At 50.3% G+C, this 21,954-nt stretch carries 20 protein-coding genes; 7 read left to right on the forward strand and 13 right to left on the reverse strand.

What is annotated here, in order from left to right; translation table 11 throughout:
• From AL515_RS21475 to AL515_RS21495, 5 genes are all read left to right on the forward strand, one after another.
• The gene (locus tag AL515_RS21475; RefSeq protein ID WP_048213345.1) at nucleotides 1-396 is read left to right on the forward strand and encodes a phage holin family protein; all 396 of its coding nucleotides are present in this window, start codon (nucleotides 1-3) and stop codon (nucleotides 394-396) included.
• On the forward strand, nucleotides 396-695 hold the full coding sequence (locus AL515_RS21480) for a YqjK-like family protein (RefSeq protein ID WP_048213346.1): 300 nt from the start codon (nucleotides 396-398) through the stop codon (nucleotides 693-695). Before AL515_RS21475 ends, AL515_RS21480 begins: the two co-directional genes overlap by 1 nt.
• Nucleotides 696-870: 175 nt before the next feature.
• The gene (locus AL515_RS21485) at nucleotides 871-1,263 is read left to right on the forward strand and encodes a DoxX family protein (RefSeq protein WP_048213347.1); all 393 of its coding nucleotides are present in this window, start codon (nucleotides 871-873) and stop codon (nucleotides 1,261-1,263) included.
• Nucleotides 1,264-1,334: 71 nt separating this feature from the next.
• Nucleotides 1,335-2,321 (forward strand): glutathionyl-hydroquinone reductase YqjG, encoded by a 987-nt coding sequence (gene yqjG / locus AL515_RS21490; RefSeq protein ID WP_061068661.1) that lies wholly within the window; start codon nucleotides 1,335-1,337, stop codon nucleotides 2,319-2,321.
• 124 nt (nucleotides 2,322-2,445) lie between these two features.
• On the forward strand, nucleotides 2,446-2,811 hold the full coding sequence (locus tag AL515_RS21495; RefSeq protein WP_048213349.1) for a DUF805 domain-containing protein: 366 nt from the start codon (nucleotides 2,446-2,448) through the stop codon (nucleotides 2,809-2,811).
• A 37-nt stretch (nucleotides 2,812-2,848) separates the two neighbouring features.
• Here AL515_RS21495 and yhaJ read toward each other — a convergent pair whose 3' ends face one another.
• Nucleotides 2,849-3,745 carry a DNA-binding transcriptional regulator YhaJ gene (gene yhaJ / locus AL515_RS21500; RefSeq protein WP_048213350.1) on the reverse strand — a complete coding sequence of 299 codons (897 nt, stop codon included), beginning with the start codon at nucleotides 3,743-3,745 and terminating at the stop codon, nucleotides 2,849-2,851.
• 104 nt (nucleotides 3,746-3,849) lie between these two features.
• Between yhaJ and AL515_RS21505 the strand changes: the two genes are divergently transcribed.
• Together AL515_RS21505 and AL515_RS23670 are read left to right on the forward strand one after the other, a co-directional pair.
• Nucleotides 3,850-4,551 (forward strand): pirin family protein, encoded by a 702-nt coding sequence (locus AL515_RS21505; RefSeq protein ID WP_048213351.1) that lies wholly within the window; start codon nucleotides 3,850-3,852, stop codon nucleotides 4,549-4,551.
• Between the two features lie 26 nt (nucleotides 4,552-4,577).
• Nucleotides 4,578-4,727 (forward strand): hypothetical protein, encoded by a 150-nt coding sequence (locus tag AL515_RS23670; protein ID WP_192575271.1) that lies wholly within the window; start codon nucleotides 4,578-4,580, stop codon nucleotides 4,725-4,727.
• Between the two features lie 54 nt (nucleotides 4,728-4,781).
• Here AL515_RS23670 and AL515_RS21510 read toward each other — a convergent pair whose 3' ends face one another.
• The 12 genes from AL515_RS21510 to AL515_RS21565 form a co-directional block, all read right to left on the reverse strand.
• Entirely contained in the window at nucleotides 4,782-6,092 is a 1,311-nt protein-coding gene (locus AL515_RS21510; protein ID WP_061068662.1) for an L-cysteine desulfidase family protein, read from the reverse strand.
• Between the two features lie 24 nt (nucleotides 6,093-6,116).
• Entirely contained in the window at nucleotides 6,117-7,448 is a 1,332-nt protein-coding gene (locus tag AL515_RS21515) for an amino acid permease (protein ID WP_048213353.1), read from the reverse strand.
• Nucleotides 7,449-7,730: 282 nt separating this feature from the next.
• Nucleotides 7,731-9,095, reverse strand: a complete 1,365-nt coding sequence (gene tdcG, locus AL515_RS21520) for an L-serine ammonia-lyase (protein WP_061068663.1) — start codon at nucleotides 9,093-9,095, stop codon at nucleotides 7,731-7,733.
• 87 nt (nucleotides 9,096-9,182) lie between these two features.
• The gene (locus AL515_RS21525; protein WP_003828585.1) at nucleotides 9,183-9,578 is read right to left on the reverse strand and encodes an enamine/imine deaminase; all 396 of its coding nucleotides are present in this window, start codon (nucleotides 9,576-9,578) and stop codon (nucleotides 9,183-9,185) included.
• Nucleotides 9,579-9,591: 13 nt separating this feature from the next.
• Nucleotides 9,592-11,886 (reverse strand): formate C-acetyltransferase, encoded by a 2,295-nt coding sequence (pflB, locus tag AL515_RS21530; protein ID WP_048213356.1) that lies wholly within the window; start codon nucleotides 11,884-11,886, stop codon nucleotides 9,592-9,594.
• A 28-nt stretch (nucleotides 11,887-11,914) separates the two neighbouring features.
• Nucleotides 11,915-13,123 (reverse strand): propionate kinase, encoded by a 1,209-nt coding sequence (tdcD, locus tag AL515_RS21535; RefSeq protein WP_061068664.1) that lies wholly within the window; start codon nucleotides 13,121-13,123, stop codon nucleotides 11,915-11,917.
• Between the two features lie 31 nt (nucleotides 13,124-13,154).
• A complete protein-coding gene (gene tdcC, locus AL515_RS21540; RefSeq protein WP_005131699.1) occupies nucleotides 13,155-14,486 on the reverse strand; it encodes a threonine/serine transporter TdcC in 1,332 nt (443 codons plus the stop codon).
• Nucleotides 14,487-14,508: 22 nt separating this feature from the next.
• A complete protein-coding gene (gene tdcB / locus AL515_RS21545; RefSeq protein WP_048213358.1) occupies nucleotides 14,509-15,498 on the reverse strand; it encodes a bifunctional threonine ammonia-lyase/L-serine ammonia-lyase TdcB in 990 nt (329 codons plus the stop codon).
• A 98-nt stretch (nucleotides 15,499-15,596) separates the two neighbouring features.
• Nucleotides 15,597-16,535: a transcriptional regulator TdcA gene (gene tdcA / locus AL515_RS21550; protein WP_048213359.1), complete on the reverse strand. Its 939-nt coding sequence runs from the start codon at nucleotides 16,533-16,535 to the stop codon at nucleotides 15,597-15,599.
• A gap of 674 nt (nucleotides 16,536-17,209) precedes the next feature.
• Nucleotides 17,210-19,048, reverse strand: coding sequence for an ATP phosphoribosyltransferase regulatory subunit (locus tag AL515_RS21555; protein ID WP_048213360.1), 1,839 nt, complete (start codon nucleotides 19,046-19,048; stop codon nucleotides 17,210-17,212).
• A 148-nt stretch (nucleotides 19,049-19,196) separates the two neighbouring features.
• Nucleotides 19,197-20,465 carry a histidine--tRNA ligase gene (hisS, locus tag AL515_RS21560; protein ID WP_061068665.1) on the reverse strand — a complete coding sequence of 423 codons (1,269 nt, stop codon included), beginning with the start codon at nucleotides 20,463-20,465 and terminating at the stop codon, nucleotides 19,197-19,199.
• Complete coding sequence (locus AL515_RS21565) at nucleotides 20,462-21,844, reverse strand: amino acid permease (RefSeq protein WP_048213362.1); 1,383 nt, start codon at nucleotides 21,842-21,844, stop codon at nucleotides 20,462-20,464. The genes hisS and AL515_RS21565 overlap by 4 nt, the downstream gene beginning before the upstream one ends.
• Nucleotides 21,845-21,954: the final 110 nt, after the last annotated feature.

A 21,954-nucleotide genomic window follows, 5' to 3' on the forward strand; every position in this document is an offset into this window, starting at 1 on the left:
ATGGCTGACTCTCAACACGCACAAGGTCCAGGCAAAAGCGTCCTGGGGATTGGACAACGGGTCCTGACGATTTTTGTTGAGATCGTAGAGACGCGGCTGCGGTTGGCCGTCGTTGAGCTGGAAGAGGAAAAAGCCAATCTCATCCAGATCCTGCTGATGCTTGGGCTGACCATGCTGTTTGCGGCGTTTGGTCTGATGAGCCTGATGGTGCTTATCATCTGGGCCATCGACCCTCAATATCGCCTGAACGCCATGATTGCCACTACCGTTGTGCTGTTGCTTTTAGCGCTTATCGGTGGGCTATGGACGTTGCGAAAAGCGCGTAAAACAACGCTGCTGCGCCATACGCGCAATGAACTCGCTAACGACAGGAAGGCCCTGGAGGATGATGCATAATGAGCAGTAAAGTCGAACGTCTACAGCGTAAGGCGCAACTGCTTGGACAGATCCAGCAGCAACGGCTGGATCTGTCAGCCACTCGCCGCGACTGGCTGGAGGCTACTGAAGTCTACGATCGCGGCTGGAAAACGCTGTTGAACCTGCGTGGTTGGGTGTTAGTCGGGAGCAGTATTATGGCGGTTCGCACCATCCGTAATCCGAACCTGCTGGTACGCTGGGCCAAACGCGGCTTTAGCGCCTGGAGCATCTGGCGTCTGGTGAAATCGACCATCAGACAACAGCAGCTGCGCGGCTGATCCCCTCACCTTCCACCTAACCTCAAATTTTTTGAAAATTTCTGACAGTTTTCCTTGCTAACAATTCTCATTAGCCACGTTTATTATTCTCTTCATCGACAGCAATGACGCCCTCTGCGGCGTCGTTGCACAAAAAAACACAATAAGCCGCCTGAGTGGTTTCCTGGAGAGTATGATGAAGAAATTAGAAGATGTTGGTGTACTGGTAGCGCGCATTCTGATGCCAATCCTGTTTATTACCGCAGGTTGGGGAAAAATCACCGGATATGCGGGTACCCAACAGTACATGGAAGCCATGGGCGTCCCAGGATTTATGTTGCCGCTGGTGATTCTGCTTGAGTTTGGCGGCGGTCTGGCAATTCTGTTCGGTTTCCTGACCCGTACTACCGCGCTGTTCACCGCAGGCTTCACGCTGCTGACGGCATTCCTCTTCCACAGCAACTTTGCGGAAGGTGTGAACTCTCTGATGTTTATGAAAAACCTGACCATCTCAGGCGGCTTCCTGCTGCTGGCTATCACCGGTCCGGGCGCATTCAGTATTGACCGCGTACTGAATAAAAAGTGGTAAGCAAACTATACTGAACACATCAAAAAGCGAGGAGATATCTCCTCGCTTTTGCTATCTGAGGAGCGAAAATTATGGGACAACTCATTGACGGCGTCTGGCATGACACCTGGTACGACACCAAATCAACCGGGGGGAAATTTCAACGCTCTGCATCGGCTTTCCGTAACTGGCTCACCGCGGATGGCGCCCCAGGCCCAACGGGTGAAGGTGGCTTCGCCGCCGAAAAAGACCGCTATCACCTGTACGTTTCTCTGGCCTGTCCGTGGGCGCATCGCACGCTGATTTTGCGTAAACTCAAAGGGCTGGAACCGTTTATTTCCGTTTCCGTTGTCAATCCGCTGATGCTGGAAAACGGCTGGACCTTTGATGACAACTTCCCAGCGGCCACCGGCGATACGCTTTACCAGCACGAGTTTCTCTATCAACTGTATTTACACGCCGATCCGCACTACAGCGGCCGGGTAACGGTTCCGGTGCTGTGGGATAAAAAAAATCACACCATCGTGAGCAACGAATCTGCAGAAATCATCCGCATGTTTAACACTGCGTTTGATGCGCTGGGCGCAAAAGCCGGGGATTACTATCCACCGACTCTGCAAAGTAAAATTGACGATCTGAACAGTTGGATTTATGACAACGTCAATAACGGCGTATATAAAGCCGGGTTTGCCACCAGCCAGGAAGCTTACGACGACGCCGTAGAAAAAGTCTTTCAATCGCTGGCTCGACTGGAGCAGATCCTGGGTCAGCATCGCTACCTGACCGGCGACCAGCTAACCGAGGCCGATATTCGCCTGTGGACCACGCTGGTACGTTTTGATCCGGTTTATGTCACCCACTTCAAGTGCGACAAACACCGCATCAGTGACTACCTGAATCTGTACGGTTTTCTGCGTGATATCTACCAGATGCCAGGCATTGCGGAGACCGTCAATTTCGATCACATCCGCAATCACTACTTCCGTAGCCACAAAACGATCAACCCGACCGGTATTATTTCAATCGGCCCGTGGCAGGACCTCAGCGAACCTCATGGACGTGACAGCCGTTTTGCATAATTTACACAGGTCTCCGTTTGGGGCCAAATAATTAATACTACAAACATTTACCAGCATTCCATTCGCAGCTATTCTTAATTTGATTGCTTTAAAAACAAGTAATTGAACGCAGAACGAGGCGAAAATGGATTGGTATTTAAACGTATTAAAGAACTACTTTGGTTTTGGTGGTCGTGCACGGCGCAAAGAGTACTGGATGTTTATTTTGGTCAACATCATCTTTACGTTCGTGCTGAGCGTGTTAGACAGGATGTTTGGCTGGCAACGCACCGGGGGAGAAGGCGTATTAACAACGATTTATGCAATTCTGGTTTTTATACCGTGGTGGGCGGTACAGTTCCGGCGTTTACATGACACCGACCGTTCAGCCTGGTGGCTACTGGTGCTGCTGATCCCGATCGTCGGCTGGTTGGTCATCATTATTTTCAACTGTCAAAACGGCACACCGGGGAGCAACCGCTTCGGCGCTGACCCCAAACAGTTGTCCTGAATTTAAATACGCCCCTTCCGTTGAAGGGGCGCATTTCTTATTTCCCGGCAAACAGCTTGGGGATTTCCCGCAAACACCAGGACTTCGCTTCGCCCATACTGTCCCGACGCCAGGCCATGATGATATCTATTTCGTTTGTCGATTCCGGGCTAACCACACGCAGCCGGCCAGCCGCAATATCCGCTTCCACCAGCGGGTATGGCATCGTCGCCACGCCAAGTCCAGCCAACAGCGCCTGGCGTTTATCTTCTATCGTACTCACCGTCAGGCGTGGTTGTTTATCGAGAAGCTGAACTGTCAGCACCGGGCGCTCACGGGCAGTATCCGCCACCGCTATGCCCCGGTATTTCACACGAGTGACTTCTGACAACGGTTCCGGCTCCTGGTGGATCGGGTGATCCGGCGCCGCCACATAGACGTTCATCAGCGAGTACAGCTTGCGCGAGTTAATTTCTGAGGATGAGCGGAAATGCATATCCGGCGCGATCACGATATCCGCCCGCCCTTGCTCCAGACGCTCCCACGCCCCGGCCAGCACTTCAGTGATGACGGAAAGCTGCGTGTTCGCCTTTCCGGCAAGGCGGTCGATAAGCGGGAAGAATGCCGCCGTTGGCACCAACGCTTCAGTGACAATCGTCAGATGCGTTTCCCAACCACGGGCCAGTGCTTCAGCATCGGTCGTCAGTTTATCCGCAGCCTCCAGCAACACGCGGCCACGTTCAAGCAGCATACGCCCGACGTTGGTAAATTTTGTGCGGTGACCTGAGCGGTCAAACAGCACCACGTCCAGCTCTTCTTCCAGTTTCTGCATGGTGTAGCTGAGGGCGGAAGGTACGCGTCCCAGTTCATCTGCCGCGGCGGCAAAGCTGCCGCGCCTGTCTATTGCGTCCATGACGCGTAACGCTTCAAGCGTTAAAGCCCGTTCTTTGGCCATCTCGTTCTCATTCAGGAAATTTGAACATACCGGGCAGAATATCTGGCTAACAATGCAGCGTCTAGCCATTTAACATAAAAGGAAGTAAAGAGAGGTCAAGAACTATGATTACTACCCGTACAGCCAAACAATGCGGGCAAGCAGACTACGGCTGGCTGCAGGCCCGTTATACCTTCTCCTTTGGACACTATTTTGATCCTAAACTGCTGGGTTATGCCTCGCTGCGTGTTCTGAACCAGGAAGTTCTGGCACCGGGGGCCTCTTTCCAGCCACGTACCTATCCAAAGGTTGATATCGTCAATCTGATCCTCGAAGGGGAAGCAGAGTATCGCGACAGCGAAGGTAACCATATTCAGGCCAAAGCCGGAGAGGTGTTACTGCTCGCTACGCAACCTGGGATCAGCTACAGCGAGCACAATATCAGCAAAGATAAGCCCCTGACCAGAATGCAGCTATGGCTGGACGCTTGCCCGCAGCGCGAAAACGCCTGCGTACAGAAAGCCACGCTGAGTGCAGGTAAGCATCAGCTGCTGGCCTCACCGGACGGTGAACAGGGTAGCCTGCATCTTCGCCAGCAGGTCTGGGTACATCATGTTGAGTTGCAAAAAGGTGAATCACTGAGTTTTCAGTTACATGGACCTCGCGCGTATTTGCAGTCGATCCATGGCACGTTCCACGCGGTCACTTCAGGTGCCGAAAAAGAGGCGCTTACCTGCGGTGATGGCGCATTTATTCGTGATGAAACTAACATAACGTTAGTTGCCGATACCCCGCTGCGCGCTTTGCTGATAGATTTGCCCGTATAGTCATTGGAATCAAGGGAGTACGACTATTGAGCAAGAAGTCATCAAAAAAACGCCAGCCGCAGGCTGCGCTGGAAAAACGGGAGACAGTTCCCTTCGGCTATGAAGAAATGCTGACAGAGCTGGAAGCGATTGTGGCCGATGCTGAGCTACGGCTGGAAGATGAAGAAGCCGCCTGAAAAGGCGGCTTTGACTTAGGCCGGGTGACGACTCCGCCTTACCCGGCCAGGAGATTAATGTGCCTTACTGGCCATGATCTCAATGATCTGCTTGTCGGTTTCCTGCATCGAACGACACGCCAGCGCACACAGGTTAGAGATAGATTGCTCCACGTTATGCGCCACAATGCCTTCATTCCCCGTCACTGCGGTATCGTCCAGCGCCATGAGTACCGCTTTCCAGGCTGCTGACGCACTGGTAGAGACTTTCATTGCGCAACTGTTCGAGGCGCCATCGCAAATCATCCCACTCACGTCGCCAATCATGCTGCTGATCGCCATCGCGATGGTGTTGTAGCGACCATCCACGATCCATGCCATCCCCGCCGCGGCGCCCATTGCGGCCGTGGTTGCCGCGCACAGCGCAGACAAACGCGGAAGCTGATGATGGATGTAAATAGCGCTCAGATGAGACAGCATCAGCGCACGCGCCAGTTTCTCCTCATCTGCGCCAAAATGCTCAGCTACCACCATCACTGGGACGGTGGCGGTAATCCCCTGATTACCAGAACCGGAGTTGCTCATGGCCGGCAGCGTCGCCCCGCCCATTCGCGCATCCGATGCCGCGCTGGTACGAATAAGAATGGCAGTGGAGAGATCGTTCGCCAGCAGACCACGGGCGCACTGCTTCTCCAGCGTAGTTCCGATGTGCAAGCCCCAGTTGCCGCGCAGTCCTTCCTGAGACAGCGCACCGTTCAGTTTTGCCGCATCAAGAATAAAGCGGATCGACTCAAACGGTACCGCGTTCACGAACGCCAGAATCTCTTCCAGCGAGGTGTGAGACAATACCGCCAGCGGCGACTCTTGCTTCTCTTCCTCAGCGTTCTGTTCTGTTGTGAACACCACGCCGTTATTGGTCTCGATGTGTACAATGTTGGTATGACCGCCCACAATCGTCACGCACGCCCATCCTTCAGCACCGTAAACCTTCGCGCGGGAAAAGAGGATGTCCTCGCAAGGCTCCTGCAGCATCACAGCAACCTTCCCTGCGTTAAGCATCGTTTTCGCATCAGCAATCGCTTGTGGCGACGCGTCTTTCAGTACTTCTAACCCAGCCTCGGCATTTCCCCCCAAAGCCCCCAGCGCAGCCGCTACGGGAAGACCTACCATCCCGGTACCCGGCACGGTAACGCCCATGCCGTTTTTCATCAGGTTTGGTGAGACCCACGCATCAATGCGTTCCACCGCGCCGTCCAGCTCAGCAGAAGCGACGGCCGCAGCCAGAGCCAGAGAGATAGGTTCAGTACAACCCAGCGCAGGTTTTACTTCTTCCTGCACCGCGCGAATAAAACTATCCCATAATGGATTCAATGTAGTCTCAAACATAACAACAACCCTTGCTCAGATAACTCAGGAAAATGCCAGGAACGGAGAAACGCACAACAACAGGCCGGTGACGATAATCAGGTACAGAGAGGCGCCTTTGTATTTGTGCAATGCAGGAACTTTGTAGACCAGCCAGGCCGGGATCAAGCAGCCCACCATGCCGAAGATTGGGCTACAAATAGAGGTGAAGCTCAGCACCGGCGCATTGAGCACAATTGCACTCCAGGCCAGCAGGATGGCGAAAACCATAATGCCGCGCTGAACCAGGGTTTCGTTGATTTTCTCGGCTGGCATTTTGCGGCGCAGCACGTTCATTACGATCCCCTGAGTCGCTTCACGAAAGCCTAAGTAAACACCGAAGAAGGCGGTCATCACGGCGAAAATGTTCAGGATAACGCTGACGATTTTCACCCAACCTGCACCATCACCACTGATAAACTGCGCAGCAATCGCCAGAGCGGAAATGTTCTGCTCATAGGCTTTAACCGCTTCGTCATGCCCCATCGCCAGCGTGAAGGAAACGGCGTAGAAAAAGACGGTGACAAACAGAATACCGAATGCGATGTTCATAGCACGCAGAGCTTTATGGCGTGCCACCTCAATCGATTTCTCACGAGAGCGGTACGAAATAACCATCGGGCTTAGCGTCTGAATAAACAGAATTGAAGTCAGGGTAAACGGCAGCGTGATAATTGCGTTTTTGATCAGCAGCGCCATCGGCGGCAGTGAGCCCGCGTTATACAAATGCCACATTCCCACCATCGATACACCAAGCGCAGCCACCACCAGCAGCTTGGTCAGCACCATGCCGGTGGAGATTTTAAACAGCAGTTTTTCTCCGCGTGACGAGATGGCCACCAGGATGCAAATCAGCACCAGGCCATAGAACGGGCTGTCGGACAGTAAACCTTCAGTAACGCCAAAAGTGTGCAGATAAGAGGCGCTATCGTTAGTGATAGCCGTGGAGTAGACGAACATCCAGATTACCAGCATCACAAAATATAATGCGCCTAACAGGATGCCCCAGTTTTTACCCAAATAGCCGCTGATTACGCTCGGGTAGTCTTTGCATTCCGGAGATTCCGCCAGCGTGTTAATAAACAGGCGCTGGAACAGATACATGGCTGGGTAGCCAATGATAGAGGACAGCAAGAACACCCACAGCCCCATCAATCCTACCTGGACGGGAAGGAAAACAATCCCCGCACCAATCGCCATCCCAATACTCATAATGACCCAGCCGGTGTCCGTGCTGTCGAACTTAATAGCTTCCCGCCATTCGCTTTCGGTCATTCCCGCCCGACGCGCAGGCGCTGATGCGTCGAGTATTACGCTGTTATTCGTTGCCGTTTCCATAAAAATCTCGCTCAAAATGTAGGGTAAGGTTTTATTATTTTTCCGTTCCGCATCAATGCGATACGCGGTACGAGTCGTGCAGGCGAGTTCGTTAGAATGGAGAAATCATACGCCGAGGGTCAGAGAAAAACTTCACATAAATACCCCTTCATTTCATGATGTTTAATAAAATTATTCTATTTTATATTTACAAAATGGGATTATTTTCTATTTTTGAAGCAGATCACAACAAAAAAAGGGCGCACTCAAGTGCGCCCAAAGGAGAAATAAACACAAATTCAGTTAAGTGCAAATCACTTTGATAGCCAGGCCTCCACGTGAAGTTTCACGGTATTTGTCGTTCATGTCTTTGCCCGTCTCATACATGGTCTCGATCACTTTATCGAGCGAAACGCGTGGTTCTGACGTCCTACGTAGCGCCATGCGCGCGGCGTTGACGGCTTTCACTGCGTTGATCGCATTACGTTCAATGCACGGGATTTGCACCTGCCCGGCCACCGGATCGCAGGTCAGCCCCAGGTTATGCTCCATAGCGATTTCCGCCGCAATACACACCTGAGACGGGCTACCGCCAAGCAACTCTGTCAACCCGGCAGCCGCCATTGAACAGGCTACGCCAATTTCCCCCTGGCAGCCGACTTCGGCACCCGAAATCGAGGCATTCATCTTATACAGCGCACCTATCGCCCCCGCGGCCAGCAAATAACGGGCGATGGAGTTGGCATTCACCGGACGGCGGAACTTGTCGTAATAGGCCAGGACGGCGGGAATAATCCCGCATGCACCGTTGGTCGGTGCGGTCACCACCCGACACCCGGCGGCGTTTTCTTCGCTCACGGCCAGCGCGAACATGTTGATCCAGTCAATGACGTTCATCGGGTCGCTGGACAGGTTGTCGCTGGAAACCAGCAGCCGACGCAGTGCCACGGCGCGACGCGGTACATTAAGCGGGCCCGGAAGCACACCTTCGGTATTCATGCCGCGCTCAATCCCGGCATGCATGACGTCCCAAATGGCAGCAAAGCCAGCATCGATTTCTTCTTTGCTGCGCATCGCCAGTTCGTTTTGCATCATCAGGCCGGAAACAGACAGCCCGTTGCGCTCACACAGTTTCAGCAGTTCGCTGGCGGAATGAAAATTGTAGGGCACGTGTGCTTCAACATCATGCGCCTGACCAAATTGCTCCTCTTCAACGATAAAACCACCGCCGACGGAGTAATAGGTTTTGCTTAACAGCGTCTCGCTGCCGTTCCACGCGGTGATACGCATACCATTTTCATGGCGCGGCAGCGTTTCGGCGTGAAAGAGAATATTTTCGTCTGGGGAGAAATCGACAATATGCGTGCCCTCTGCCACCGGTAAACGTCCGGTACGGGCTACTTCCTGAGTAAAACCAGCGATTGAATCTATATTAACGTTTTGCGGACTGTTACCGGCCAGCCCCATCATGATGGCGACATCTGTCGCATGACCTTTTCCGGTCAGGGAAAGCGATCCATAAAGATCGACCACAATATGTGTGGCCCTGGGAAGTTCCCCGCTGCTGACCAACAGATCAATAAAGCTTTTACCTGCATTCATTGGCCCCACGGTATGGGAGCTGGAAGGTCCAATGCCAATCTTGAAAATATCGAATGCGCTAATCATATCCACACCCTCGGATTGCCGTTCAGTGAAGACCAGGTTTCACACTCATTAAGGATCGGGGCGATCCGCAGATCGCCCCGCAAGGGATTACAGCGTGTCGCCACGTACGGCGATGGCTTCAATCTCCAGCTTCACATCCTTTGGTAAGCGGGCGACCTGCACGCAGCTGCGCGTAGGGTAGATTGCCTTATGCTCATCAAAGAACTGCTGGTACACCTGATTGATGGTGGCGAAGTCGTTCAGGTCGGAAACGAAAACGGTGGTCTTCACGATATCGCTCACTTTCAAACCTGCAGACTCGACGATCGCTTTCACGTTTTCCAGGCTTTGACGCGCCTGATCGGCTACGTTTTCAGCCACTTCACCGGTCTGTGGACACACCGGGATTTGACCTGACGTCAATACCATGCTGCCCAGATCCACACCCTGTACGTAAGGCCCAATCGCCCCTGGCGCACATTCGGTTGCAATAACTTTTCTCATAGTCCCTCCGGCGTCAGAGCGCCTGGGTGAAAGTACGTGAAATAACATCCTGCTGCTGTTCGCGGGTCAGCGCGTTGAAGCGCACCGCATAGCCAGACACGCGGATCGTCAGGTTCGGATAGTTTTCCGGGTGCTCAATGGCATCCATCAACATTTCACGGTTCATGACGTTAACGTTCAGATGCTGCCCGCCTTCCACATGCGCTTCATGATGGAAGTAACCGTCCAGCAGACCGACCAGGTTGGTTTTACGTACGCTGTCCTCTTTGCCCAGCGCTGCCGGCACAATGGAGAAGGTGTACGAGATACCGTCTTTGGCATAGGTAAACGGCAGTTTGGCGACCGAGGTTAACGACGCCACCGCACCTTTACGATCGCGGCCATGCATCGGGTTCGCCCCTGGCGCAAACGGCGTACCTGCGCGACGTCCGTCCGGCGTGTTACCGGTTTTCTGTCCGTACACTACGTTGGAAGTGATGGTCAGGATGGACTGCGTCGGCACCGCGTTACGGTAAGTTGGCAACACCTTAATTTTCTTCATAAAGCGTTCGACCAGGTCGCAGGCAATGCTGTCCACGCGCTCGTCGTTGTTGCCGTATTGCGGATAGTCGCCTTCGATTTCGAAATCAATTGCCAGGCCGTTTTCATCGCGAATCGGTTTCACGCGGGCGTACTTAATAGCCGACAGAGAATCCGCCGCTACGGACAGACCCGCCATGCCGCAGGCCATCGTGCGATAGACATCACGATCGTGCAGCGCCATCAGCGAGGCTTCGTAGCTGTACTTGTCGTGCATGTAGTGGATGATGTTCAGCGCGCTGATGTACTGCACGGCCAGCCAGTCCATAAAGTGGTCCAGGCTCTCCATCACCGTATCGTAGTCCAGCACGTCATCCATCAGCGGTGCCGTTTTCGGCCCGACCTGGATTTTCAGCTTCTCATCCACGCCGCCGTTGATTGCATACAGCAACGTTTTGGCGAGGTTGGCACGTGCACCGAAGAACTGCATTTGTTTGCCGATAACCATCGGGCTGACGCAGCAGGCAATGGCATAGTCATCGCTGTCAAAGTCGGCACGCATCAAATCGTCGTTTTCGTACTGTAAAGACGAGGTGATGATCGACACCTGGGCGGCATATTTTTTGAAGGCAATCGGTAGCTGTTCAGACCACAGCACCGTCAGGTTCGGCTCAGGTGCCGGGCCCATAGTGTGCAGCGTATGCAGGTAGCGGAACGAGTTTTTCGTCACCAACGTGCGGCCATCCAGCCCCATACCGCCGATAACTTCGGTCGCCCAGATAGGGTCGCCTGAGAACAGGGTGTCGAATTCCGGCGTACGCAGGAAGCGTACCATACGGATCTTCATAATGAAGTGGTCGATCAGCTCCTGCGCCTGCTGCTCGTCTAAAATTCCCGCTTTGAAATCGCGCTCAATGTAAATGTCGAGGAACGATGCGGTGCGACCCAGCGACATCGCGCCGCCGTTCTGCGATTTCACCGCAGCCAGATAAGCAAAGTACACCCACTGCACCGCTTCCTGCGCATTACGCGCCGGGCGGGAGATATCGCAGCCATACTTCGCCGCCATTTCCTGCATTTGCAGCAGGGCGCGGCGATGTTCAGACAGCTCTTCACGCAGGCGAATCGTGGCTTCAAGATTCTGCCCCCACTCCAGGTTCGACTGGAGATCGGCAAACTGCAGTTCACGCTCGCGCACCAGGTAGCGGATACCGTACAGCGCGACGCGGCGATAGTCACCGATGATACGGCCACGACCATAGCCGTCCGGCAGACCGGTCAGCACGCCGGATTTACGGCAGCGCAGCATATCCGGAGAGTAGGCGTCGAATACACCCTGGTTATGGGTTTTACGCAGTTCAGTAAACTGGTACTCAAAATCAGCATCCATTTCACGGCCATAAGCATCAAAAGAGCTTTTGATCATGTTGATGCCGCCAAACGGATGCAGAGCACGCTTGAGTGGCTTATCCGTTTGCAGACCGACGATTTTTTCCAGTTCCTGTTCAATATAACCCGCATCGTGTGCGGTAATTGTCGTCGCAATATTGGTATCAAAATCAACCGGCGCATGCGTCGAGTTTTCAATACGGATGCCCGCCATGACTTTTTCCCACAATGCTGTGGTCGCAGGCGTGGCTTCGGCGAGGAAAGATTCATCCCCTTCATAAGGTGTATAGTTGTGCTGAATAAAATCACGGACATTAATTTCTTCTTTCCAGTCCGTACCTTTAAAGCCATTCCAGGCTTCGGCATACAGCATATCGCTGGTATCGATATTTACCTTCATGAAAAATAATCTCTCTGCTGAAAATTAATTATGCAAATTCTACTGGTGTATTAATTTTGCCTAACGCAATGGCATCACGCGCAATCATTTTCTCTTCATTCGTGGGAATAACCGCACAAATAACATGAGCATCTTTATTGGAGATAATTCTTTCGCCATGGGAATTTGGCAGACTATTCATTTCACTATCGATATTCACACCTAAAACAGCAAGGTGCTCAATCACCAGGCGGCGAATTAATACCGAGTTTTCACCTATTCCACCAGTGAAAATAATCCCATCAAGACGATGCAGCGATGCGGCATGCCCGGCGATATGACGCGCGATGCGATGCACAAACGTTTTAATCGCCAGTTGCGCACGCTCATGTCCCTCGTGCCAGGCTTTTTCCAGCGTACGTAAGTCGGACGACAAACCGGAAATACCCAGCAGGCCAGATTCCTTATTCACTACGCGTTCAAGGTCGCTTAGCGTCTGGTTGGTTTCACTGGCGATCCACGCCATCGCACCGAAGTCCACATCACCGCTGCGTGTCCCCATCATCAGGCCTTCCAGCGGCGTCATCCCCATCGAGGTATCCACGCTCTGTCCATTACGCACCGCACAGATAGACGCCCCATTCCCGAGGTGAGCCACAACCAGGCCAGAATCATCATGCGGTAGCTCAAGCAGCTCATGCGCACGTTGAGAAACATAGCGATGCGACGTGCCGTGGAAGCCGTAACGACGAACACCCAGCTCCTCAAAATATTTCCACGGTAAACCGTACATATACGCTTCAGGCGCCATTGTCTGATGGAAGCTGGTATCAAATACCGCAACCTGCTGCCGGCCAGGGAAAAGATGCTGAGCAGATTCGATTCCGCTTAAGTTCGCATAATTATGTAACGGTGCTAAAGGAGAGACCCGGCGGATATTTTCGATAACTTCATCAGTAATAATGGCTGATTCGGTAAAGATATTTCCGCCGTGGGCAATGCGGTGGCCAATTAAGGCCACGCTGTCCATTAAATTACGTTTCTCCAGTTCAACGGCAATGGCTTTTAATGCGTCTTCGTAGCTGTGGTGAGCCAGCTTAGCTGGCTCTCCTCCATTAATTGCTATGAACGCATTTTCAGAGTTAATACCGTCTGCAATTCCCGCCAGTAAAACTTCACAGTTTGCTGCATCCAGCACTGAGAATTTAATGGAAGATGAACCACAGTTAATAACCAGTACTACCGGAAACTCATTCATTTCACTACTCCGCTCATCCTGAGCTTATGGATTAAAACAGTTTGTAGACAATGTTCAGGATGGTCAGCAGACCAATCGCGGTAACAAACACGTTATCCAGACGGCCACGGTATTTCGCCAGTGACGGCGCTTTACGGATGGCATACATCGGCAGCAGGCAGAGCAGTGAGGCGATAATCGGCGCGCCCATTGCTTCAATCAGGTCCAGGATGTTCGGGTTGGCGTAAGCCACAACCCAGGTGGAGCCCATGATGAAGATCATGCTGATGGTGTTCAGTTTGCCGACGGAAACTTTCGTTTTATCGCCTTTGTAACCAAACTTCAGCACCAGACCGTTCAGACCTTCCAGCGTACCCAGATAGTGGCCGAAGAAAGATTTGAAGATAGCGACCAGGGCAATGATAGAAGCACCGTACTCCAGAACGGTCGCGAAGGTGGACTTCGTACCGGACAGTGACGCGAAGTGGTTCGCCAGGTAAGACAGTACCGGAATGTTCTGTGCTTTCGCATCCGCCATGTTTGCCGGAGACAGCGTGAACAGGCAGCTAAAGGCGAAGAACATAACCACGGCCACCATCAGCATACTGGCGCGGGAGATGATTTTGGAACATTTCTGCTCGGTGAATTCACGACCGAAATCTTTCTCATACTCTTCGCGTTTAGAGACCACGAAGGAAGAAACGATTGGCGAGAAGTTGAAAGAGAACACCATGATGGAAATACCCAGCCATACGGTAACCAGGATGCCGTCATGGCCAGTCAGTGCGATATTGCTGAGATCAACCTGATCGATAACCGCAGAGTTCCAGTAAGGAATCAGTGACAGAGAGATTAGCACCAGGCTGGCGATAAACGGCCATACCAGGTAGCTCATCACTTTAACCATCAGATCTTTACCGAACCAGATGACGAATGCCATCAACAGCAGCAGGAACAGAGCGACAAAGCCACGGTTTAACGCGGGCATCTGCAACTGGTTTTCCCAGAAGGTCATAAAGGTGTTGGTAATGGTGACGCCATAAATCCACAGCAGCGGACAAATCGCAAAGAAGTAGAGGAACGTGATAACCACGCCGCCCGTTTTACCAAAGTGCTCTTCAACCGTTTCTGTGATGTTACCGGAAGGATTAGAACCGGAAAGACACAGGCGTGCCAGCGCACGGTGGCAATAGAAGGCGATGGGGTATGCTAACACCAGCATGATCAGAATGGGGATCAGTCCGCCAAAACCTGCGCGGATAGGGAAGAACAGCACCCCTGCGCCGATGGCTGTACCAAATAAACCCAGTGTCCAGGTGGTGTCCGATTTGCGCCAGGACGACTGTTTTGTCTGGCTGGATACAATGCTATCAGTAGTACTCATATCCTATCCTCAACGAAGTATATTAAGCGTCAACTAAACCAGTAATTTGAGATACACGAGAAAGGTCGATATTACCGCCAGAAATAATGCTGACTGTTTTTCTGTTCTGGATATAGCTATCTAATTTCCCGCTTAATAATGCTGCGCATGCCAGCGCACCGGCACCTTCAGTCACAACTTTATTTCGCTGAATTAATGCCACCATGCTGTTGCGAATTTCATCTTCGCTGACCAGGACAATGTCATCCACCAACTCACGAACAATTTCATACGTTAAAGTACCCGGGCGAGAGACGTCACAACCATCCGCCAGGGTGCCGGTCGTTCGGTGCGTGGTTATTTCTCCAGCGTGGAAAGATGCCGCCATGCCGTGAACGTTTTCAGACTGCACACCAATAATTCTAATTGTTGGGTTGATAGATTTAATTGCTACGGCAATACCCGCAATCAGTCCGCCACCGCCAATTGGTACAATCACGTTATCGACATCGTACAGATCTTCTAAAATTTCCAGGCCAATCGTTCCCTGGCCCGCAATAACTTTCGGGTCATCGTATGGCGGAATAAAGATACGGCCTTCCGTTTCCACAATCTCGCTGACCTTCGCGATGGTGTCGTTGAAGTTGTCGCCGTGCAGCACAACTTCTGCGGAATAATCGCAGGTTGCCGCCACTTTAGACTTCGGCGCGCCTTTTGGCATCACCACTTTGCCGTCGATACCGAGCATAGCGCAGGAGAGAGAAACGCCCTGCGCATGGTTACCTGCAGAGCAAGCCACCACACCCTTCATTCTTTCTGCTTCAGTTAAGGAACTGAGCTTGTTAAAAGCGCCACGGATTTTAAATGAACCGGTACGCTGCATGTTTTCAAACTTGAGGAAAATTTCCCCTTTGCAACGTTCACTAAAATAGTTAGAGCGAGGCATTCCCGTTTTATAAATTTTCCCCGCCAGTCTTTTTTTCGCTTCGAGGATATCTTCAATTGCAACTGGGAGATCGTATGTAATGTGCATTAGAACCTCTTACCTGGGTATTAAAGTAAATAGATAGCCGTGACCAACGTCTGATATAGACCGATGGCGTTAATTTCTCATTAAAACAAGTTCAATCTTTAATCAATTTCAATTAATTGCTTTCGCCTACAAGAATTATATGATGAATATTCTTTGGCTAATTCAACCAAAATAGATGCTGCTTTTTTTATTCGATAATTTTTAGACCAAACGGCGGCATAACGTGCAACCGGTAAGGCTTCTTCTACCGGGATAGTAATAAACTGGTCTGAACCAAATGGGGCGGTCATATCACAGGGAATTACTGTTAAGAAATCAGCATTGAGAACAAGATTATAAATCGTGACAACGGAGTCTGTTTTAACGATGTTTTCACTGCTGATGCCATTATTTTGTAACGTGGTGAGAAGTTCGCTGTAGTAACCCATATTCGTTTGTGGCAACACCCACTGTTCGTTTTTCAACGCGCTCAGCGAGGTGATGCCGGTGCATGTTCGGGACTTACTGGCCACCAGAATAAACTCTGACTCAAAAAGCGGCTCAACATGGAGGTCCTGCAGTTTCATCTCATCACTTAGCGTACCAATGGCGAAATCCAGACGCCCATCGCGTACCGCAGGTAAGAAAGAGGAGAGCTGAGCCTCATACATGGAAACCTGCGCTTTCGGGAACACCTCTTTAAATTTTTTTATCATGCCGGACATGATGGTAAAGGCGATCAGTGAAGGGAAGCCAAACGACACATCAACGACCGCGTTGCTGGTCATGCTGTTCATCTCATCAACCATGTTTTTCATTTCGCGGGTAATGGATTCAGACCATGAAAGCATCACCTGACCTGCCTGGGTCAGTGTCACACCGGTATTTTTACGTACGACTAACTCAATGCCAAAATAAGCCTCAACATCGTTAATGATTTTGCTGACAGCGGGTTGAGTTAAACCTAATTCTTTTGCAGCCGAGCCGATAGAACCACTTCTAATGACTTCCTGAAAGACCACTAAATGCTGTGTTTTAGGGAGAGTAATAGTATTCATATCGACCTGCGTTAATTACTTTGTTGACGGCAGGAAGTGTACCAAATTAAGCAATCGAGGATATGTGCGACCACTCACAAATCCCCTTCACTTACATTTTGTAAGATTATTATTAAACAATAAAATTCTTTATAATCAACAAATTATAAAAACACGATCTCACTTTAACCTGACTTTAATCAAAAAAAGATGGGGGGATAACGGAATTTTATGGCAATAACACACCTGTTTTTTCCGCTATTTCCAAAAATCGTGAAAGGCTATATTTCAATCAATTACAGAGCAATTATCCGGCAAAATGATGCTTAAATTTAATAAGCAACTTATCAAATTTAATTATATTTTAATTGTAACCATGAATAAATAACGCCATGCATCACATTTTTTCGCCTTATTTGTTTGTAAAGAAACATTGCATTTATTAATATTCAAACCAAATCATACATAAAATTATCATATGCAACATTATATTAACACTGGTTTTGTACGATTTATCAGCGAGTAATTTTGTGATGGCGATCGATTGCGTTCATTTATTCTCGAGAAAAACGTATCGCACAGCGTTTTGTGTTTGTTGTCACAAAACGGGAAATATCCACCAGTACCTTTTACCAGATAAGGAACGTTATCCCCTTCAATAAAGGGAAGGCCACTTCTCATTGCGAGCCACCGGGTTACATCATTAACGCCATACTTAAATGCGCTGTCACTTCATGAAGGGGGATTTGCACCCAGCAATGGTTTTCTTCATCACAAAAAGTGACCTCATTGTCGCTGCCGTCTATAAGCAAAATAAAACGTGCTCCCTGGCGTTGCGCGTTCTTCTGCCGGGTCGATAAGCGTAGCGTGGAGCAGTCATTGACAATGCTCAAATGCGGGAAATTACGCCTGAGCCGGCGGCCAAGTAGTATTGCCTGATCCCGTGCCCGTTCCTGGCTGGGTATGATGACAACATCGACATGCTTAGCATAATCGCTGCTTTTTTTCGTAGCGGTAAGCAACTGCATAATCGGTTCCAGCATGAAAGCGAAGCCGCATGCAGAGACAGGATGCCCAATTAGCCGACTGGCGCTATTGTCGTAACGCCCGCCCCGACACAGTAATTTATTGTGATGCAACGAATCCGCATACCATTCAAAAAGCTGGTCGTTATAGTCATTTACGGGGAAGAGATTTTTATCGTGGGTAAAAGGGATATTCAGTGCAGTCAGTGAGTCGCAAAGGTGCGTAAAACGCTGACGGGATTGTAATGACAGGCATGCTTCAAGTTGCGGCGCCTTTTCTGCCAGGCGCAGCATCAAATTATCTTTATCACTCAGTAAGCGCTCAGGATGTTGCTCCAGGCAAGCTAACTGCCTGGCATTAAGCAGTGATGCCAGCGGCTGATAGTATTGCTGCAAGTGACGGCGAAATTGAGTGAACTCTTCGACATTGCCTAATGTATTGATTTTGAGTTCGACAAACGGCAACAGTTGTAGCGATTTGAAAAAATCGTACTGTAAGGAAATGAGTTCAATCTCAATGCCAATATCTGGATAGCCAAACGCTTCCACGCCCAATTGATGAAATTGGCTGATGTTCTGCTGGTTCTGACGGCGGAACATTGCCCCCAGATACCATAATCGTGTGCCAATTTGTAAATTCTGATATTGCGATAAAAGCCGTAGACAGCCCATCGTTCCATCACCGCGAAATAACGCCTGATGATTAAGCATTAGCTCATCACTTTCACCGGAAAAAGACCTCGTAGCGTTTTCTTCCAGCCTTTCAAGAAGCGGCATGCGGATCTCCTTGTAGCAATACTGCTGCAATAAATACTCCGCTTTTTTTTCCAGCCACTCCCAGTCCGCGGCGGGGTTCTGGTAATGCTTACGTGGACGACCACTTTTTCGTGGCCGCAGATTCCGCTGATATTTTTCTTCCAGCGACTGAGAGTAAGGTGTCGTTGCCAGTAGGCAGTTTTGCGCCAGTGATGACTCAATACGCGTAATGACTGCCGGAACAATCATCCCCAGGCAAAAGCGCTGGTAGGCACCGGAACGCTGCGCCGCATTTTCTCCGAGGCGCAGGTACTCTTCATGGGGAGTGATCCGCACTTCGGGGGAATCAGCAAAACTATGATGCGGAGTTTCATCCACGCAATGGCATTCAACGTATTTTTTTGTCAGTAAGAAATAGGCGTTGGGTTCGACGGGGCAGCAATTGTATCGACTATCCCAAAGCGTGCCATGGCGTTGGTGACGGTGGTTGAAGTAGTGGGTGTAACCTTTGGCGATATATTGCATAAAACGCCCGAGGCATTCTTTATCAGGAGCGGACAGAAATAAAAATATTTTCTTTGATGAAAGTGAATACGCATGTAATCTTACCGCATAGATACTCATTGCAGTGTCGACGCATTGATAAAAATACTGGTAATCTTCTTCACCTTTAAAAATAGTTTCATCATTATGCCCGCACAATTGCACGAGGTGAGGAATTCCATCGATAAATAATCGGTTTTTTCGTGGCATAGGAATAATGTTTAAATAATATTTAAGTTGGCTAAATAGTGTTTTTTATTAGTGCATAAGCCACGTCTGTTAATATATTAGGATTTCTAGAGAATCTTACAGGAGCTACCAAAAGACAACAAGATGCCCTTTTGATAGCCCAGTTCACTTATTTCTGGTTAAGCTCATCAAGTCGTAATGCAATATCTTGAATCGCTAGTAAATTTTGCTGGTTATTTTGTAAATCCCAAAGACGAATTTGTTGATCAGCATTAATGGTCAGAATAAAACGACAACCGCTCTTAAGGGCATTTTGATGCTGTCGTTTAAGTTTGGTACCGCTACAATCAGTGAGGACACGCAAACCAGGCAAGTCTCGACGAAGCGCGCAAGCCAGCACTTGCACCTGTATGCCCCCATCCTCCAGCTCGCTGGTAATCACAACGTCAGGATGGAATTGCCACTGAGGATTCAGACCGTCATAAACAGTCTGCAGCAGAAGCAACAATCGTTCGATACCTATGGCAAACCCACAGGCGGGCAATTTCTTACCATTAAATAACTCAGCCAGACCATCATAACGACCACCACCGCAGACTGTCCCCTGAGAACCTAAATCATCGGTAATCCATTCAAAAACAGTGCGTGAATAGTAATCCAACCCGCGCACCAAGCGTGGGTTAATGTGATAGGTTATATCGGCATTGTCGAGCAGAGTCCGCAACGTATTGAAATGCCGCTGTGAATCATCCCCCAGAAAATCCAGTAAACGAGGTGCGTTCTCTATCATTTCTTGCATTTCAGGGTTTTTACTATCGAGGATACGCAGAGGGTTTACGTCCAGACGCTTGATGCTGTCTTCGTCCAACAAGTCTCTATGTTGAGTAAACCAACTCACCAGTTCCCTGCGATGTGCCTGGCGTTCTTCCGGCGTCCCTAATGAGTTAATTTCCAGCCGGACGTTCTGTGATATGCCTAAATCTTCAAATAGATCGCGCACCATAAAGATCAGTTCAGCATCAACATCGGCACCGGACATTCCGAAGGCTTCGACACCAAACTGCGTGAACTGGCGTAACCGCCCTTTTTGCGGACGCTCGTAACGAAACATCGGTCCCTGATACCACAAACGCTGTGACTTGTTGTAACACATGTTATTTTCCAGGACCGCACGCATACATCCGCTGGTCCCTTCCGGACGCAAGGTAATATGCTCACCGCTTTTATCGGTAAAATCGTACATTTCTTTTGAGACGATATCGGTCGCTTCACCCACCGCACGTTCAAAGAGCGCAACGGGCTCCAGGAGCGGCAGACGCATTTCCTGGTATCCATAACGAAACGCCATTTGATGAAATTTACGCTCCAGCCACTGCCACATTGGTGTTTCGTCAGGCAGCACATCGCGCATACCTCGTATAGCCTGAATTTTGCTCATGACAACTCCTTGCTTAATAAAGAAAAAGATTGTTCAGTCAAATTGTGCTGCGGGACACCCTTGTTCAGACGATGGCGCCGGGCAACATAAAGAAGGTAAAGAGGGATGGTGATCATCTGTAAAATAATGCCCCATACCACGGTAGAGGCACTCTCTGTCATTAGCGCCAGTGCAATAAAGCTCAACGCAACCAGGCTGAGGCAGCAATAACTCCAGAAACTGGCATCACCTCCCCGGCGATGAACAACTATCATGACCGGCAGTGATACTGCAGCAAATGCATAGGGGAGTAAGCTGGCAGAGATGGCCAATGTAATCACGCTCTGGAACTGGTTCTGCAGATTTGGCGACAATGTGAATAGCAGGAGCGCAGTCATCAGCGCTGCAGTAAAAATCAACCCACACCAGGGAACACCATGGCGGTTAGTACGGGCAAAAAAAGCAGGGAGTAAATTATCTTCCGCCGCAGCCCTGGGCACTTCAGTTTGCAGGATTTGCCAACCAGGCATCGCCCCGAGGCAAGCGATAACGACCATGGCTGAAATAATCGCTCCAACCGTACTTCCCCACATTGCTTTTGCGCTGTCGGCAAAAGGAGAGGAGGAGTTCATCAGCACATCATGGGGGAGTAGCCCCATCATGACATTGGTTGAACTGGCATAACATAACCCAGCGAGCCCCAGCCCTAACAAGGTGGCCAGAGGTATTGTGCGGCGTGGGTTTTTCACTTGGCTAAACGAGACAGATGCAGATTCAATGCCCAGAAAACCCCATAATGAGATAGTTGCCGCGTTAATGATTGCCTGATGATCACTGACGCCACTAAGATTCCAGGCTGCCTGATAACGCGCAACGTCAAAATGTCCCCAGCCCATGACGCCGATGCTGAGGATCACCAGCACCATGCAGCTGCCCGTGAACATTTGCATATAGCCAACCCGTTTCGCTCCACGTAATCCCCAAAGAACAGAGCACCAAAGCAGCACAATGCATGCTGTCGTACCATAAAGTGGGTTGTGTAATACCGGGAAGAAGAAAGAGAGATATCCCACGCCGGCTAACAGCAGCGCGCAGTTGCCAATCCACGTTGACAACCAATAGAACAATGTCATTTGTAGGCCGATAAAGGGGCCAAAGCTGGCAGTAATACTGGCTATGATGCCGCCATTGCGCGGAAATAACTCACTCATTTTGCAGAAAATGAGTGCCAGGGCAGCAATCGCTAAAAACGCGAGTCCCCATCCCCAGACAGAGATTGAACCTATTCTCGCAAGCGTGGCAGGCAGCATAAACACACCGCTACCCATCATATTTGATGCTGTCATCATGGTCAGCGCAAGCAGACCCATTTGGTTTGTCTTCGCGCAACATTTATCCATGCCAGTCCTCATTTAATAGATCATAGTGAGATGAACGGGACTCCTCCCGCGCATGTCCAGGGCCAAAGTTTGTCGTTACAACCCATCGGTAAAGCGTTAATCTCGTTGAA

The organism is Citrobacter sp. FDAARGOS_156 (assembly GCF_001559235.2).
In the GTDB taxonomy this organism is placed as follows: domain Bacteria; phylum Pseudomonadota; class Gammaproteobacteria; order Enterobacterales; family Enterobacteriaceae; genus Citrobacter; species Citrobacter youngae.